This window comes from Streptomyces sp. NPDC015532, from assembly GCF_043078065.1.
Classification (GTDB): Bacteria; Actinomycetota; Actinomycetes; order Streptomycetales; family Streptomycetaceae; genus Streptomyces.
The window spans coordinates 275,796-291,164 of sequence record NZ_JBIBSY010000006.1 but is presented as its reverse complement, the minus strand read 5'-3'; the positions used below and the strand labels follow the sequence as shown (position 1 = coordinate 291,164).

Sequence of the window (15,369 nt, the reverse complement as noted above, 5' to 3'; positions counted from 1 at the left end):
ACCGCCCGATGAAATCCCTTTCATCGCCCTTCAGTTGCACCCGCGTCATGCCGGATGCGCTACCGGATCCGCTCCATGGCGCGGAAGGATCCGCCGGGTTGATCACGACTCGACACGCGCCCTGGATGGGCGGGCGGGGGCGGCGCATCCCCCTTGAGAGCTACAGGGACTGTCCATGTGGGGGTGACTCGCGGACGTCGGCGCGTCCCTAGCGTGGTTGTCAGGTCGCCACCGGTGCGACCACCACCACAGGGGGAGGCCACGATGGGCACGACGTCCACCGCACCGCACGACACAGGCTCCGGCCCGGACGAAGAGGGCGACGGCCGGGGCGGCCGTTTCGGCCGGATCGTTCGATCTCCGCTCGGCTGGATGCTGACGGGCATGGTCGGTGTCGGTCTCGTCTCGGGCCTGACCGCGACGGGCCCCGGTCCGGTGCCGGCGCTGGGAGCGGCTGCCGCGGTGGCCGTGTACTGGGCGGTCATGCGCTTCGTCGCCCGACGCTCCACGCCGGAGATCGCCCGGCGCGGGGCCGGCCGGGAGCTATTGCTCGGCGGCGGGATCGGTCTGGGCTTCATCCTCGTGTCCGCACTCCTGATCACGGCTTTCGGGGGCTACTCGTTCTCCTGGGCGGGCAACGGCTTCGTGTCGGTCGTGTGGTCCACGGTCATGGTGCAGATCGGCGCCGCGGTCACCGAGGAACTGCTGTTCCGCGGCCTCGCCCTGCAGGCTCTGGAGCAGTTGTGGGGCAGCCGGGCCGCCGTCGCGATCACCGCGTTGTTCTTCGGCGTCGCCCACCTGGGGGCTCCGGGTGCCAGTGGGCGGAGCCTGGTGGCGATCGCTCTCGAGGCGGGCGTCATGCTCGGTGCCGCGTTCCTGTGGCGGCGTAAGATCTGGTTCGTCGTGGGTCTGCACTTCGCCTGGAACACTGTCGAGCAACTGCTCGGCGTCCCGGTCTCCGGACACACCCCCGAGGCTCTGTACACCGTCGACGTCCATGGTTCCACCCTGCTGACCGGCGACGGCTTCGGCCTGGAGACGTCGATCGTGCCCATCCTCCTCGGGGTACTGATCACCGTCCCGATGGCCGTCCTGGCCCACCGGAGCGGCCGACTGCTGCCCCGGCGGCGGGCCCGGCACTGAGACAGGCCGACTGGAGGAACTGAACTGATGTCCCGTCAGGCGCTTTGGCGTACCCCGCTGTTCCGGGCATTACGTGACTGGTGGAGCGAGCGGGGTACCTCCGTCAAGGACGGCGTCCTCGCTCTGGTGCTCACCCTGCTGGCCTTCGTGCCGACCCTGTCGAACATCGGAGGGCAGATCGGCGATCTGCCCGAGCGGCCGGCGAACGGGCTGGGCATCGCGCTGACCCTGGCTCAGACCCTGCCGCTGGCAGCCCGCCGCCGGTGGCCCGCGATCTGTCTGGCCGTCGTCGCAGCCGCGTTCGCCACGCACCAGGCGCTGGGCTTCGCGACGACGTTCGGGAGTGTGGGACTGTATCTCGCCCTGTACTCCGCCGGTGCCCATCAGGTCAGCCTCCGCCGCGCTGTGAGTGTCGCGGCGAGTGCGGCCTACGCCGTACTGGCCGTCGTCCTGCACCACCTCGGCTCACCACTGGAAATCCCGGACTATCTGGCGTTCTATCTGACGTTGGCCGCGATCTGGCTGGTGGGGAGTGTCGTGCGTACGCGGCGCAGGGAAGAGGTGGAGCGGCGGCGGCTGGCCGCTGAGGTGGCCACGGCCGCCGAGCGGGCACGGATCGCCCGCGAACTGCACGACGTGGTCACCCATCACGTGACGGCCATGGTGGTTCAGTCCGACGCGGCGCAGTTCCTGCTCACGTCCGCGCCGGAACGGGCAGGGGAGGGACTGGCGGCCGTCAGCGACACCGGCCGTCGGGCTCTGACGGAGCTGCGGTACCTGCTGGGTGTGCTGGAGGCGACCGGTGAGTCCGCGGTCGCCGCCCCGGCGCGCGCGGACCGGGCCCCGACCCTGGGACGGGTGGTCGACCTGGTCGAACAGGCCCGCAGGTCGGGTCAGTTGGTCGAGTTCAGCGAGCAGGGCGAGCGGCGGGCGCAGTCCGTGGACGTGGAGCTGGCCGCGTACCGCGTGGTGCAGGAGGCGCTCACCAACGCGCTGAAGCACGCGTCCGGGCAGCCGGCACACGTCCTGGTCCGGCACCGCGAGGAGCACGTCGAGATCAAGGTGACGACCGACGCACCCGCCGCCTCCCGGGCGACCGTACCGGTCCCGCGGAAGCTTGGCCCAGCGGGAGGACGAGGCCTGGCCGGGCTGCGTGCGCGGGTGTGGATGCTCGATGGTGAACTTGAGGCCGGACCCCGGCCCGAGGGCGGGTTCGAGGTCCGCGCGACGATTCCGTCCAAGCCCGTTCAGGAGTGACCCCGTGAGCGATGCGCCGCAGTCCATCCGTGTACTCGTCTGCGACGACCAGGCACTGGTGCGGACCGGCTACGTCACCATCTTCTCCGCGCAGCCCGACCTCACGGTCGTCGGGGAGGCCGAGAACGGGCACGAGGCGGTGGAGGCCGCACGGCGGCTGCGGCCCGACGTGGTGGTGATGGACATCCGGATGCCTCTGCTCGACGGTATCCAGGCGACCCGGCAACTGGCCGGTCCCGGTGCCCAGTTCCCGCCGAAGGTGCTGGTCGTCACCACGTTCAACGTCGATGCCTACGTCTACGACGCGCTGCGGGCCGGAGCCAGCGGGTTCCTCCTCAAGGACGCGCCTCCCGCGGAGCTGGTGAACGGGATTCGGACGGTCGCCCGGGGCGAGTCCCTGCTGGCGCCCGCCGTCACCCGCCACCTCATCGGTCACTTCGCCGAACACCTGCGGCCTGCCGACACCTCCCGGCAGGCCAGAGAAGACCTCGTACGCGCGCTGACCCCCCGCGAGCTCGACGTGCTCCGGCAGATCGCCGAGGGGCTGTCGAACGCGGAGATTGCCACGGCGCTGTTCATCACCCCCGAGACGGTCAAGACCTACGTTTCGCGGATCCTGGCCAAACTCGGCCTGCGCGACCGGGTCCAGGCGGTCGTCCTCGCCTACCGGGTCGGGCTGATCCCAGCGGCCGACTGACCGGGGGCCGACCTGGCTCTCAGAGGCCGGCTGGGTGGCTGGAAAGCCAGTCCCCGTGTCGGTCACGCACACCGTCACGTTCTGAAGGCGTGGCAAGGATGAGGTCCGCGCCGCCGTCGTAGGGGTGGTGGATGCGTCGCAGTTCCGTGTCGGCGATGAAGACTTCGGCGAGAGCGTCGTCCGCGACGGCTCGCAGCAGTCGGTCGATGCAGCCGCGGTTTCACCGGCGCCGGTCGGCGTACAGCCGTGTGTGGGTGTGGAACTCCGGGTCGGGGTCGCCCTGGTCCGACTCGGTCCACCAGCGGACGCTGTCGGGGTGCAGTGTCCGTCGTGGTGTCGGGTAGCCCTCGGGCCCCGTCGGTGTGTCCGACCAGTCCATGGTCACCACGAACACGTCCGTGTCCGCGAACAACTCGTCCAGGATCGTGTTGTACCGGTCCAGCAGGATCGCGTACTCGTCCTCGGACTCCGGGTGGCGCTTCGAGCCGGGAAGGCTGTGGAAGCGTACCCAGCGATCCGCGTACCTGGTGCGAAACGTGTGAGCGACGGGAGGGCCCGACGGATGCCGTTCCCTCCACAAAGCCGCCAGGAGAGCAGGGTCTATGGCGAGACTCACCCCTTGGTCGGAGCCACACCGATCGGACGGGAAACGCCGGTTCCGCCGTGGCCGTTGATGTTGCGGTCAAGATACTGCTGGTGGTGGCCGCCTGCCGGGTAGAACGTACCGCCCGCCAAGCAAGGCAGGCGCCCACTCCGATATCAGGGGGTGCCGTGTTCGGGCTTCGGCGCCCGGGACATCAAGGCCGCCGCGGCGTCGGCAACGGTCACCGTTCCGTCGATCACTGCCGCGACGACCTCCGTGATGGGCATCTCAATGCCGTGAACTCGTGACAGGTCCAGGATGGCCCGGCAGGACTTCACACCCTCCGCCGTCTGCTTCGTCGCTGCCGTGGCCTCGGCCACTGTCATGCCCTGCCCAAGATGCTCCCCGAACGTGCGATTGCGGGACAGAGGCGAGGTGCAGGTGGCGATGAGGTCACCCGCTCCGGCGAGCCCGGAGAACGTCAGCGGGTCGGCGCCCATTGCCTGGCCCAGGCGAGCGGTCTCCGCGAGCCCGCGGGTGATGAGCAGGGCCCGCGCGTTGTCGCCCAAGTCCAGGCCCGCAGCGAGGCCGACCGCGAGGGCGATGACGTTCTTGGTCGCGCCGCCGAGCTCGCAGCCCACCACGTCCGTGCCCGTGTAGGGGCGGAAGTACGGGGTGTGGCAGGCCTTTTGCAGCGCGGCGGCCACCTTCTCGTCGGGACAGGCGATCACGGACGCAGCGGGCCGGCCTCCGGCGATCTCCCTGGCCAGGTTCGGCCCGGACACCACCGCGATCCGCTCGAACGGGATTCCCGTCACCTGGTTGATCACCTGGGACATCCGCATCCCGGAGTGCGTCTCGATACCTTTCATCAGGCTGACGACGACGGTGTCCGGCCTGATGTACGGGCCCCAGGCGGTGAGATTCGCCCTCAGCGTCTGAGCCGGGACCGACAGCACCACGTATGCCGCGCCGGAGAGGGCGAACGTCGTGTTCGTCGTCGCGTGGAGCTGGGCGGGCAGGGCTACGTCAGGGAGGTACCGGGCGTTGTGGTGCCGGGTGTTGATCTCGTCGACGACCTCGGCCCGCCGGGCGTGGATCATGACGTTGCTGCCGGCATCGGCGAACACCTTCGCCATCGTCGTCCCCCACGATCCCGCGGAGAACACCGCAACCCGAGCCACCCGATACACCCCGTCCGCCTAGCGAGCCCTGACTCAGGTGACCCTATCCGCTACTCTCCGTATTGGGGACTTCGTGGCCGTGCCGCAACCGGCAAAGGCAGTCTCAGCGTGAGTCCCTACAGCCGCTTGCCGTAGGAGAACAACGCTGCCTCCACCTGGTCAGGCAGGACGTCTTGGGCACGCGCGTAGTCGTGCACCATGGACACGTAATGGCCGTACTGGGCTGTCGTCCATCCGTTGTCCGGCCAATTGGCCTCCACCGCGCCCGCGGCCCTGAGGGCCCGTGACACGACGCTGTCCAGGATGACCGGACGGTGCTGCCCCACGGCTCTGTCGTGCCCGGCGAAGTAGAGCACCTTGGTGAAGAACGCCGGTCCCAGGTAAGGGCTGTGCTGATCGTTGTTGAAGGCGCGGTAGGCGGCGACGGCGCCGTGTTCCCGGAGCACGTCGAGCGCTCTGTACAGCCGGGCGTCTAGGTCCGCGCGGGTGGAGTTCTGGAAGATGCGTGCGCTGCGCCGGACCGACCGCACCTTCGTACCGTTCCCCCAGACCAGGGCGGCGACCAGGAGGTGGCGGCGGCCTTCAGCGGTGTCGGCCCGACGGGCGATGCCGAACACGGCCCGCCGGTCCACCCGGGGCCAACGGCCCGTCTGCGGACACCCGTCGAGCGCGTCCGGCCACCAAGTGGAATCCGGGAGCTGGGAGGTCCAGCGGGCCCGGTCGAAAGGGATCGCCTGCCCAAGGACCGCCTCACGGTCGGGAAGGCTGGCGTCGTCAGGTAGTACGGGCACTTGTGCTCCTTGCTCGGGCCCGCAGCCGGGCGCATTGCCACGCAGAGAGGAGGGCGACGGAACCGACCCTCGGCACCGGTGATCCGTCACTCGCCGAAGTCGAAGGAGGCGACGACACGGGCCGGAGCGCGGAGGGTGGCTCCGGCGGGGGTGCGTTCGATCAGGATGCTGACACCGGTGCCGGGACCCGTGCCGTGATAGTTCCAGACAGGTCCCTTGAGAGCCGGCCCGCACAGTCCATCGGGCATCTCGTGACCGCCCTCACCCCACGCGTACGCGCTGCTGTAGTTCTCGTCGAACAGAGGCTCTCCCTCCGGGACGAGACCTGTGCGGTGCAGATAGTCCGGCATCTGATCGCTCAGGAAGGAGACCTCGGCGAAGCCATCCTGCGTGATGTAGTGGACGTCGGTGGCATCGGCGGGGATCGGCACGCCTCCGGGCGAGATCTTCCCCGTCAGCGTGGAGTCGCTGCCCTCACAGGCCCGGGCGTCCCCGAACGGGTGGGACAACCCGTCCTGGAACAGCCAGAACAGGCCTCCTGCCACGACGCCGAGGAAGGCGAGACCGACGACCACGACCGCCGCGCTCGGCAGTCTCCGTCGTTCTGTGGAGACCTCCTGATCCGCGTCACCCAGACGCTCCGGACCCGAAGTCTCGTTCATCTCGTCCGAAACGACGCTCCCGCCTCCCGTTTCCGCATCAGCCATGGAAGCCTCCTCAGACGTACCCGCACGTGATCATGGGCAGCATAGACGTCTCCAACAGAGCGAATACCTGGCATTCCCAGGGCACTTCAGCTTCTGGCGGCAGCCGACCGCGTAGCTCCCGGACGAAGCGGTCGCGCCAGAGACGTGGCCGATCGTGCGGGGATCCAAGGGGAACCAGTTGGCCCACTCACCAAGCGCCTGCATCGTTCCGCCGCAGGGCAGTGGAGCTTCCGCCCGTAGACCACCTCAGCTTCCCAAACTCAGGGCGTCGGCCCTGGCGCCGCCTCACTGTTCTGAGCGGATACATCACCTGCGATCATTCAGGCATGACCTACGACCTTGCCGTTTGGGAGGGAGAGCCCCCGCTCGACAACGTCGAAGCAGGTTCCCTCTACGACGAGTTGTACGAGCGATACCTGGAGTCGGACGGCGTTGCCGTACCGCCGTCCGCGCGCATCGAGGCGTACGTTAAAGCTCTGACTGAGCGCTATCCGGAGGAGAGTCAGGTCGGCTACAAGAGTCCCTGGGCGTCCCCACCACTGATCGGCGAGGCGTCTGGGCCGATGGTGTACCTACTGATGTCCTACCGCCAGGCCGAGGAGGTCTCTGAGTACGCGGCCCAGGTGGCTCGGAGTCACGGATTGGTCTGTTTTGATCCACAAAGCGAGAACCTTCGGCCATGAAGCCCCCTGCTGGATGCGCCCGATGACATCACATTGGTGACATCAACACCGACGGATGACGCCGGCCGAAGGCCGATAAGCGGCCCCGCGTACCGCAAGGCAGAGCTACGCCCCCTCCGTCCGAGGTCGGGTCGGCGACACCGTGGAAACGCGTGGAGCTTCCCCAGCCACCCTCTGGGCGGATGGGGAAGCTCCATGACATCCGGGCTGGTCGTCCGGATCAACGGGTCAACGGGTGATCATGACCGCGTCCAGGTGCACGGTGGAGCGTCCGGCCGAGCTGCCGGCCAGCACCTTCACCTGCACCTTGTGGCCGGTGATCTTCGTACCGAGCGTGTACGTGAACACCACCTTCCGGTAGCCCGTCGTCGCAGCGTAGGTGTTCACCGTGCCCACGGTGACCCCGTCGACGAGTACCGCGAAGCGGCCGCCGTTCGACTTCCGAGTCGCGACGATCCGGAGTTTCGTGCCGTCGCCGGTGAGGGACACCGTGGCGCCCTTCGCGGCGGACACCCGCTCTGTCTTCGCCCAGGCCGACGTCACCGACGCCGACGTCCAGGTCCCCTTGTAGGTCAGGAGCGAGGACCGGTCGTCGATCGGTACGCCGGTCGCGGCCGCCGTGCTCCACGCCCCGGTCTGACCGGCGTCGTCATGGGCACGTACGTAGAAGCGGTACGTCAGACCGGACTTCGGCGTCACCGGGCTGCCGGATGCGCCGAACGTCGCGGACTTGGCCGTGGTGCGGGTGCGCCACGTCTGGAGCGAACCGAGCGTCCATACGCCCGTGCTGCTGCGGGTGGCGACCCGCCAGCCGACGTCGTACGACGTCACGCCCACCGTTTTCGCCGCCCAGCCGACCGGGATCACCGCGCCGGTCGAGCCGTCGCTGGCGAGAGCGGGTGCGGTGGCGGACGCGACAGGAACGCTCCTGCGCAGGGCGACCGTACCGCTGAGGCCGGCCGCAGGCTCGTCCGTCACCGTGTCCTTCGCGGTGAGCGTCCAGGTGTAGTCGCCCTCGGTGACCGCCGTGCCCGCGGGGTTCTTGCCGTTCCAGACCGGGGCGACCTTCCCGCCCGTGGCCGTTCCGGTCAGGGTGCGCACTGAGGTGCTGCCGGACTTGAGGGTCAGCGTCCAGGTCACCGGCCGGTTGTACGTCCAGGTGGGTGCCCAGGAGTCGGTCGAGCCGTCACCGTTCGGACTGAACCCTGTCGGGACGGAGGCGGAATCGGAGGAGCGGGACGGGGCGCCCGCCCACACCGTGTGGGTGACGCCGTCGTCGTCCATCCAGGCGGCCCACGGCGCCTCACGGTCCACGGCCCACCGCTCGGCGGCACCGGTGTTCGCCCTCGACGGCAGCGTGAACAGCGGCTGGGCGGTGGCCTCGGCCACACCCAGCGCCTGGGCGTTCACGGTGATGCCCGGTCCGGCGTTCCTCGTGAAGGTGTACAGCGTGTCCGTACCGAGGACCGGGGCCGTTACGGAGGAGTCCACCGATGTACGGGTGGTGGTCGCGCCCGTCTTGATCAGCAGGCCCTGGTTCGAGCCGACCCCGCACGTCGTCAGCAGGATCCACGGGCCGCGGACCTGGAGGCCTCCGGGCAGACAGTCCACCGTGGTGACGGTGGACGTGGCGCCGGTCGCCAGGTCGGTCCGCCGCACGGACCAGCCGGACGTGCCGCTCTTCACCGAGGTGTAGAAGGCGCCTCCGTACAGGACCGAGCCGTCGGGCACGCGCTCACTCTTGCCGGTCGCGACGGTGTACAGCAGCAGGCTTCCGTTGACGTCGGTTGTCCTGTCCGACAACAGGAAGTGGTCACCGTCGAAATCCCTGACCTGATCGGTCGAGGCGTCACCCAGGTCCAGGGGCACGCCGGTCGGTTTCCCGTGGTCGTAGACCTGGTAAGCACCGCCCTGCTCGACCAGCACCCGGTGTCCGGAGGCGGCCAGCGTCTGATGCACGGTGCCGGTCGAATAGGCCAGAACACGTGACGGCGTGGCCGCCGATGCTCCGGACGGGCCGACCGTGAGGCCGGAGGAGAGCAGCACACCGGTGCCGCGGGAGGAGTCGTCGGCGGTGTAGAGGGTGCCGCCGGACAGGGCCAGGGCATCCAGGCGTGCCGGGCCGGCGGGGATCGTCGACGCGTCGCCGTCAGCCTTGGACACCCGGCCGTCGACGAGGGTCTGGACGGCGGCGTCCTTGTCCGGCCGGTACAGCGACGCACGCATCCGGCCGTCGTCGCCAACCGATAGGTCACGGAACGTGCCGTCGAGGTCGGCGGCCGCGGTGGAGCCGTCACGGGACATCGCGTACAGCTCGTTGCCGTCGGCGCTCCACATGTACCAGGCCAGGGTGTCGTCGCTGATCCAGCGGGCCTTGTCGGTGGGCAGGGTGACGGTTGCCGGTCCGTCGGCGGGCGCGGATCGCCGCCACTCGGTCAGGGTCGCGCCGTCGATGACGCCGAAGTGGGAGGGGGTGAACTCCAGTCCCTGCGGCAGTTGGTCGGTGTCGGGCTCGGCGACGGTGACCGTCGTGCCGGTGGCGAAGTCGACGTAGTCGATCTGGTGACCCCAGCCGGGTGCGGTCCGCCGCAGAACCAGCGCCCCGTCGGCGTCCGACGCCAGTACCTCGTACTGTTCGTCGTCGGACAACAGGGTGCGGTCGCCGCCGGCGGTACGCAGCACCAGCCGCACGCGGTACGCCGAGTCGCTGTTTTCGTAGGCCTGTTGGACGAGGATGCCGTCGCCGGCCTGGGCCCGGTAGCGCTCGTCGAGCGAGTCGCCGGAACTGTCGTAGGCGACGGCGAGGGTCTCTTGGGCGCCCGTGTCGAGGTGGCGCAGGGTCACGTGGTCGGCGAGGTCGCCGTTGGGGTTGGCCGAGGTGGCGGTCGCCACCACAGAACCCTGCACGGACACCGCGTCGGGCTGGGCTGATTCGGCGGTGTCGGCCAGTGGCCCGAGGTCCTGTGGGGTGCCGCCCGCCACAGACAGCCAGCCGTGCGGCAGCCTGTCGGCGGACCTGCTCTGCTGCCAGACGACCGCCTGACCGGACCCCGACACATGGTCGGCCGGCGGTACGGACGTGGTCCGCGCCGGCAGCGAGGCCGTCACTCCGGTGGTGGCCGCGGCGGCGGGAAGCAGTGCGACCGATCCGGTGAGGACCAGCGCGCAGGCAACGGCCGCGGGCAGGGCGACGTGACGCGAATGTGAGGGCATGGGGCCGCTTTCTCCTGAACCTAAGGGCGGGATCATTGCACACAGGCCAAAGACACATACGCCCAGGTAGGAGTCGGCGGCATCGTCCCGCTGCGGTCCCGGACTCCGCCCGTTTCGCCGAACAGCCGGCGCCCGGGTCAACGGCTCGCCGCCGACGCCGCTTTACAGGATCACCGAATGCCTCCGTCGGACGCACGGCCCGCCATGGTCCTGTGGATGGACGGCGGTCATCGCACACCAAACAGTTCCGCCGTGCCGCACTCTCGTCGCCGAGACGGGGCTGCCCCGGACCCCGGCGGTCGGGCGTGGCCACGCACCGTCACACGTGCTCGTCCGCGGAGGCGGTGATGGGGGGCGCGGGGCCGGTGGGCAGGAGTTCAAGCACCAGGGCCAGAGCCTCTTCGGCGGTCGCGACTTCGCCGATTACTGCGGATGGACCGCGCCGACGAACCTTGAATCGTCCGTTGTCCAGGGGCTCGATCGACCCGGCCCGTACGGTCCAGGGGTAGTTGGTGGAGCTGCTGAAGCACAGGGCGAAGTGGCTGGTGAACGGACACAGCCGCCGGAGTCGTGGTTGAGCCGCAGCAGCCTCCAGCAACGGAACGATGCCCGGATATGGCCGCCCGGGAGAACGGATCTGGTGCACTGCGTGCTTCCACTGCCAGCTGAGTTGCAGGGACTGCCAATGGGCCTCGACAACGTCAGCTGGATCGCGACTGCGTGCTGCAGTTATGTCTGGCAGAACTGGTCTTGGAGGCAGGGGCAACTGCCGATCGCAGGTCTCGTCATTCGCGTCCACTGTCATAGTGTCGCCGCCGTTGCCTGAAACCGGTGCTCTGATAACGAAGATCATGGCCGGGTCAGACTGCGTGTCCGAAGAAGTCGGCACGAGGCTCGGCCATACATGGCGAGCGTCTCCCGGGCCGCATGGTCCACGAGGTGATCTTGCGGGGGCTCGGGGTGTCGGCCCGGACGGCTCGGCGGTGCCCGACCGGAGGACGGCGAGGTGTTTACGGACGACTTGGCGGCTGCCGGGGTAGCCGCGAGCCTGGATCTCCAGGAACACTCGGGTGCTGCTGACCTGGCCCTGGCCTTCGGTGAAGCGGGCGTTGAGGTATGCCTTGAACGGCTCCAGGACACCATTGGGGAGGCGCTCGCGCGCGGAGGCCAGCAGCTCGTCGAGGTCGGTGTAGCGGATGCGGCGCACGGACTTGCGGTCGAGGTTCAGACGGCGGGCGATGGCACTGACCGTCCAGCGCTTGTCCAGCAGGCGGTGGATGTGCTCGTGGCGATGGCGGGTACGTTCGATGATCTGGGTGCGGGGCAGTTCCGTGAGCGGCAACAGCATCGGGAGGTTCCGGCACTTCGGTCAGTGTCTCCTCCCCGGCGCGTTTGCGTAGGCAGTCGTGGTGCTGGTGGCAGGTCTTCTCCACCACGGAGGACAGGTTCTGCAACAGGTGCCAGCGATCAGCGACTTCCAGGGCATGCGGGGCGGCTTCCCTGACAGCCTTGGACGTAGGCGGTGGCCCGGTCCCGGCAGATGATCTCCGCTCCGAGATGCTCGGTCAGCCAGGCCGCGAACTTCTCGGAGGTGCGATCGGACAGCACGTCCACGACCCGACCGGCCTCGACGTCGATGAGCACGGTGCCGTAGACGCAGCCCTTGCGGAAAGCGGACTCGTCCGCCCCCAGCACTCGCGGCGCGCGGGCCGGCACCGTCGGCGCCGTCAACAGCCTGAGCAGCCGGGTCCTGGCTCGCCGCCGGCCTCGAGCGGCGGCACAACCGCGCGGCCGGACGTCCGCCGAGCTCGATCGCGATCGACCGCAGTCAGCCTGTCAGTCCGGTGCTGGAGCGGCGGTGCCGCTCGGACAGGCCCGGCACCTGCCAGAACACGCGAGCTGGTCGGTGACCAGCGCTGCGGTGCTCTCCAGACCGCATGCCCAGAGCGTCTCTGGTCGGACGCCGGCTCGGAGCGCGGGTCAGGACGTCAGGTGTCGCAGGCCGGGCGCATCCGGTGTGATGCGGAGGCGGGTGAAGTACTCGGTGCCCAAAATCCGAGCTCGGCGCTCGTCGTCGAGCCGGGAGAGGAGCGCGGGCAGTGGCCGTTCGCCCTCGAGTTGGCTGCGGTGCGAGCAGATCGCAGCCCACTTCTGATCGAGCCAAGCCGTCACGTCCACGGCGGCGGTCGCGTGCTCGTCCGGCACGCTCAGCAACGTTTTCCCGACCCCCGCAAGGAGTGGCCCCAGTTCACCGATCCCGGATTGGGGGTGCGTCGCCGCGTAGAGGGCGCTGGTCTGCCACGGCTCCCCGGCCTCAGGGTGCAGGTGGGCGAGAGCGGCGGCCTCCACCGCGAGCAACGTCACCTGATGGGTGCGCCGGTGGTCCGGATGCCCGGTGAGCTGGCCGAGGACGTCATGGGTCACCACGACAGCGGGACGGAACCGTCTGATGTGCGCCGCTACTTGGGCGACAGCCTCGTCCAGGTTCACGTCGCACCAGCGGGGTTGTCCGGGCGCTGACGCTTCGTTGCGGGCGTCGCCGAACCCGAGCATCCTCGGTGCGCCCGCGCCCAGGACACGTAGAGCGTCGGTGAGCTCGGCGGCGCGCGGGCCGCCCGTGGCCCAGGTCGCGGTGACGACCGCCGTGCGGGCACCGGCGGCGGCGTGCTGTGCGAGCACACCGCCGGCCAGGAGGCTCTCGTCGTCGGGGTGCGCGAACACTCCGAGCACGGAGGGGATCAGTCCATCGGAGTCAGGCACGCTGTGCGCCCGCCGCGACAGAGGCCCGCGTCCCGTCGGGAACGCGGCCGGGCCATCGGAAGATCAGCCGTGCGGAGGGCTTGTCGAGCACGTCACCGTCTGGCAGCTGATCGTCGGGTGTGTCGGCCGGGTGGACGGTCATCGGCGGGTAGCCGATCTCGCGTACCGTCTGGTCCCAGGTGCGCACGCAGTCGGCGAAGCGCTCCGCCAGTTGGTCGGCGCCGGGGCCGTAGGCGTGGATGAAGAACTCGGTGAGGCGGTCGGCCGGATTCGGGGCGTCCTTGACCTTGCGGTAGGTCAGGTAGGCGAGAGAGCCGTCCGCCAGCATCGCCGCCGCGTCCTGCTGCGCCACCAGCGTGGATCCGTCCGGGACGGCCAAGCGGCAGAACCCCGGCAGCGTGGTCGCGGCGTAGATCTGCAAGGTCTCGAAATTGAAGGTGCCACGGACCACGAGGCCGGTGGCGAGCTCGTGCCGGGGCCCGCGCAGTGCCTTTTCCAGTCCGGAGGTATCGCCGGGTTCACCGTCTTCCCACCGTACGGTGACCTCGCCGTCGGACAGCGGGACGGCGGGGGCGATGCGGGCGGCGGCGCCGCGGTCTCGCACGAAGCCGCAGTACGTCCAGTGCTCGCAGTGCAGCACGTCGCCGCGCCGGATCAGGGTGAGGGAGCGGGTGTAGCCGCCCATCTCCAGCGGCACCACCAACCTTGCTCCCTCGGCGACTTGCTCCCGCCAGGCCGGAGCGATGTCCGACGCGTTATACGTGATCATCACCCCGTCGAACCCCCGGGCGGGGACGTGGCCGGGCGCACCGAGTCCACCGTCGCCGAGGACCGCGGTGACCCGCCCGCTGCCGGCCTCCGCGCACAGCCTGCGGGTGCGGTGAACCACATACGGGTCGACGTCCACGGTCACCACGCGTCCGCGCGGCCCCAGGACGTGCGCCAAGAGCTCGCCGTTGTACCCGCCGGAGCCGACTTCCAGCACGGTCGTCCCCGGCTCCAGCCGGAGTTGCTCGATCATGTCGGCCTGAAGCCAGGCCGCGGAGACGGAGCTGAGCGCCGTCTGGGGCGACTCCCGGACCGTCACCACGGCGAGGTCGTCGTGGTAGGCCGTCTCCAGTCGGGCCTCCGGGACGAACCGGTGCCGGGGGACCTCGCGCAGCGCGGCCTGAACCCGCGGCGAGGGTGCCCAGCCCGTGCCGATCACGGTGTCCGCCATCCGCTCGCGCAACCGGAGCGCCTCCACCGGTTCGCCGGGCACCGACGGGACGGCGGCCGAGCACGCGTAGGAGTGGACCGGCTGCAGGTCCGGCAGCACCCCGGGCCACACCGCGGTGAGGGCTTGGGCGCTGGGCGCGAAGATGCGACCCAGGGTTGCCAGCGTGCTCAGGTCGTGGAACTCCCAGCGCACGAAGCGGTGCGGCTCGGGCAGACCGAGTTCACCGTCCCAGCGGGAGACGCGGACCACGGCGGTGATGCGACGCACGTCGAGACGATCGTCGTGGAGCACGGTGATGACGTGAGCGTCGTCCACGCGCGCCGTCAGCCCGGCCTCCTCCGTCAACTCCCGGACAGCCGCCGCTGGTGCGGCCTCGCCTGCCTCGATACGACCGCCCGGCAGCTCCCACATCTCCCGGGTCGAGCGTCCCAGCAGAACCCGGCCGAATGCGTCGGTGACTACCACCGCGGCACCGAAGGCGGCCTGCGGCTCGGGCCGCAGTTTCTCCTCCGCGCTGAACGACGTAGCCGGTCCGCGCAAGGCCAGCACCGCCAGTCCCGCCGCGTCGAACCGTTCGGCGTGCTCGAACCCGTCGGTGAGCGCGGAGAGTTCGTTCTCGTCCAGCGCGATGTGGCGCCGCTCCTCCGGCGTGTTCTCCACGACCGGCGTGATGACGACGAGTACCCCGCCATCGCGTAGCCGGGCGGTCAGACGGCGAAGGACACGGGCGCGATCGCGGATGAACGCGATCGACAGGCGCAGGACGATCAGGTCGTAGCCGTCCTCGGCGAGGCCGGCCAGGTCGTCGTGCTCCACGTCCAGGCACAGCCAGCGCACCCCCTCCACCTCGGCGTGCTCCGCGCGGGCCCGCTCCAGCGCGCCCTCGGCGAAGTCCACTCCGTCGACGGTGTACCCGAGCGAGGCGAGGTATGCGGACATCTCGCCGGTGCCGCAGCCGATGTCGAGCGCGCGGCCGCCCTCGGGCGCCGGGGCATGCTCCACGAGCAGGCCCTTCTCCCTGTCTCCGAGCCGCCGGAAGCCTCGCCCTTCGGTGTAGTGCTCGGACCAGTCGGTCCGGGTGATTCCCACAGATCGCTCCTCGTTCGTGAAAGGCGGGGGGTCGGTGTCAGGG

At 69.7% G+C, this 15,369-nt stretch carries 13 protein-coding genes and 1 pseudogene; 4 read left to right on the top strand and 10 right to left on the bottom strand.

What is annotated here, in order from left to right:
• Positions 1–264 precede the first annotated feature (264 nt).
• The 3 genes from ACF07B_RS21550 to ACF07B_RS21540 are packed head-to-tail and all read left to right on the top strand — an operon-like array spanning position 265 to position 3,097.
• Positions 265–1,143, top strand: coding sequence for a CPBP family intramembrane glutamic endopeptidase (locus ACF07B_RS21550; protein WP_392180111.1), 879 nt, complete (start codon positions 265–267; stop codon positions 1,141–1,143).
• Between the two features lie 27 nt (positions 1,144–1,170).
• Positions 1,171–2,400 (top strand): sensor histidine kinase, encoded by a 1,230-nt coding sequence (locus tag ACF07B_RS21545; RefSeq protein ID WP_392180110.1) that lies wholly within the window; start codon positions 1,171–1,173, stop codon positions 2,398–2,400.
• 4 nt (positions 2,401–2,404) lie between these two features.
• Positions 2,405–3,097 carry a response regulator gene (locus ACF07B_RS21540; protein ID WP_392180109.1) on the top strand — a complete coding sequence of 231 codons (693 nt, stop codon included), beginning with the start codon at positions 2,405–2,407 and terminating at the stop codon, positions 3,095–3,097.
• A gap of 220 nt (positions 3,098–3,317) precedes the next feature.
• Here the strand turns inward: ACF07B_RS21540 and ACF07B_RS21535 are convergent, their stop codons facing one another.
• From ACF07B_RS21535 to ACF07B_RS21515, 5 genes and pseudogenes are all read right to left on the bottom strand, one after another.
• A complete protein-coding gene (locus tag ACF07B_RS21535) occupies positions 3,318–3,713 on the bottom strand; it encodes a hypothetical protein (protein WP_392180108.1) in 396 nt (131 codons plus the stop codon).
• Positions 3,710–3,826, bottom strand: a pseudogene (locus ACF07B_RS21530) (peptide-methionine (S)-S-oxide reductase); the annotation flags it as partial. The pseudogene ACF07B_RS21530 and the gene ACF07B_RS21535, both read right to left, overlap by 4 nt.
• Positions 3,827–3,856: 30 nt before the next feature.
• Complete coding sequence (locus ACF07B_RS21525; protein ID WP_392180107.1) at positions 3,857–4,873, bottom strand: NAD(P)H-dependent glycerol-3-phosphate dehydrogenase; 1,017 nt, start codon at positions 4,871–4,873, stop codon at positions 3,857–3,859.
• 107 nt (positions 4,874–4,980) lie between these two features.
• Positions 4,981–5,655, bottom strand: a complete 675-nt coding sequence (locus ACF07B_RS21520) for a hypothetical protein (protein ID WP_392180106.1) — start codon at positions 5,653–5,655, stop codon at positions 4,981–4,983.
• A gap of 86 nt (positions 5,656–5,741) precedes the next feature.
• Positions 5,742–6,362 carry a hypothetical protein gene (locus tag ACF07B_RS21515; protein ID WP_392180105.1) on the bottom strand — a complete coding sequence of 207 codons (621 nt, stop codon included), beginning with the start codon at positions 6,360–6,362 and terminating at the stop codon, positions 5,742–5,744.
• A 326-nt stretch (positions 6,363–6,688) separates the two neighbouring features.
• Here ACF07B_RS21515 and ACF07B_RS21510 point away from each other — a divergent pair, with 326 nt between their 5' ends.
• Entirely contained in the window at positions 6,689–7,045 is a 357-nt protein-coding gene (locus tag ACF07B_RS21510) for a hypothetical protein (protein ID WP_392180104.1), read from the top strand.
• Between the two features lie 228 nt (positions 7,046–7,273).
• On the opposite strand, the gene ACF07B_RS21505 is transcribed toward ACF07B_RS21510, so the two are convergent.
• The 5 genes from ACF07B_RS21505 to fxlM all read right to left on the bottom strand — a co-directional run bounded on the left by ACF07B_RS21505 (position 7,274) and on the right by fxlM (position 15,326).
• Complete coding sequence (locus ACF07B_RS21505) at positions 7,274–10,258, bottom strand: hypothetical protein (protein WP_392180103.1); 2,985 nt, start codon at positions 10,256–10,258, stop codon at positions 7,274–7,276.
• Positions 10,259–10,577: 319 nt separating this feature from the next.
• Positions 10,578–11,606 carry a DUF6193 family natural product biosynthesis protein gene (locus ACF07B_RS21500; protein WP_392180102.1) on the bottom strand — a complete coding sequence of 343 codons (1,029 nt, stop codon included), beginning with the start codon at positions 11,604–11,606 and terminating at the stop codon, positions 10,578–10,580.
• 119 nt (positions 11,607–11,725) lie between these two features.
• Positions 11,726–11,989 carry a transposase gene (locus tag ACF07B_RS21495; RefSeq protein WP_392180101.1) on the bottom strand — a complete coding sequence of 88 codons (264 nt, stop codon included), beginning with the start codon at positions 11,987–11,989 and terminating at the stop codon, positions 11,726–11,728.
• Between the two features lie 249 nt (positions 11,990–12,238).
• Positions 12,239–13,018 (bottom strand): PIG-L deacetylase family protein, encoded by a 780-nt coding sequence (locus ACF07B_RS21490; RefSeq protein ID WP_392180100.1) that lies wholly within the window; start codon positions 13,016–13,018, stop codon positions 12,239–12,241.
• Complete coding sequence (gene fxlM / locus ACF07B_RS21485) at positions 13,011–15,326, bottom strand: methyltransferase, FxLD system (RefSeq protein ID WP_392180099.1); 2,316 nt, start codon at positions 15,324–15,326, stop codon at positions 13,011–13,013. Before fxlM ends, ACF07B_RS21490 begins: the two co-directional genes overlap by 8 nt.
• Between the last annotated feature and the right edge of the window lie 43 nt (positions 15,327–15,369).

Excerpts from the sequence above, each read along its gene's own strand:
- ACF07B_RS21550 (WP_392180111.1), top strand. The coding sequence starts at position 265 with ATGGGCACGACGTCCACCGCACCGCACGACACAGGCTCCGGCCCGGAC.
- ACF07B_RS21545 (WP_392180110.1), top strand. The coding sequence starts at position 1,171 with ATGTCCCGTCAGGCGCTTTGGCGTACCCCGCTGTTCCGGGCATTACGT.
- ACF07B_RS21500 (WP_392180102.1), bottom strand. The coding sequence starts at position 11,606 with ATGCTGTTGCCGCTCACGGAACTGCCCCGCACCCAGATCATCGAACGT.
- ACF07B_RS21505 (WP_392180103.1), bottom strand. The coding sequence starts at position 10,258 with ATGCCCTCACATTCGCGTCACGTCGCCCTGCCCGCGGCCGTTGCCTGC.
- ACF07B_RS21515 (WP_392180105.1), bottom strand. The coding sequence starts at position 6,362 with ATGGCTGATGCGGAAACGGGAGGCGGGAGCGTCGTTTCGGACGAGATG.
- ACF07B_RS21510 (WP_392180104.1), top strand. The coding sequence starts at position 6,689 with ATGACCTACGACCTTGCCGTTTGGGAGGGAGAGCCCCCGCTCGACAAC.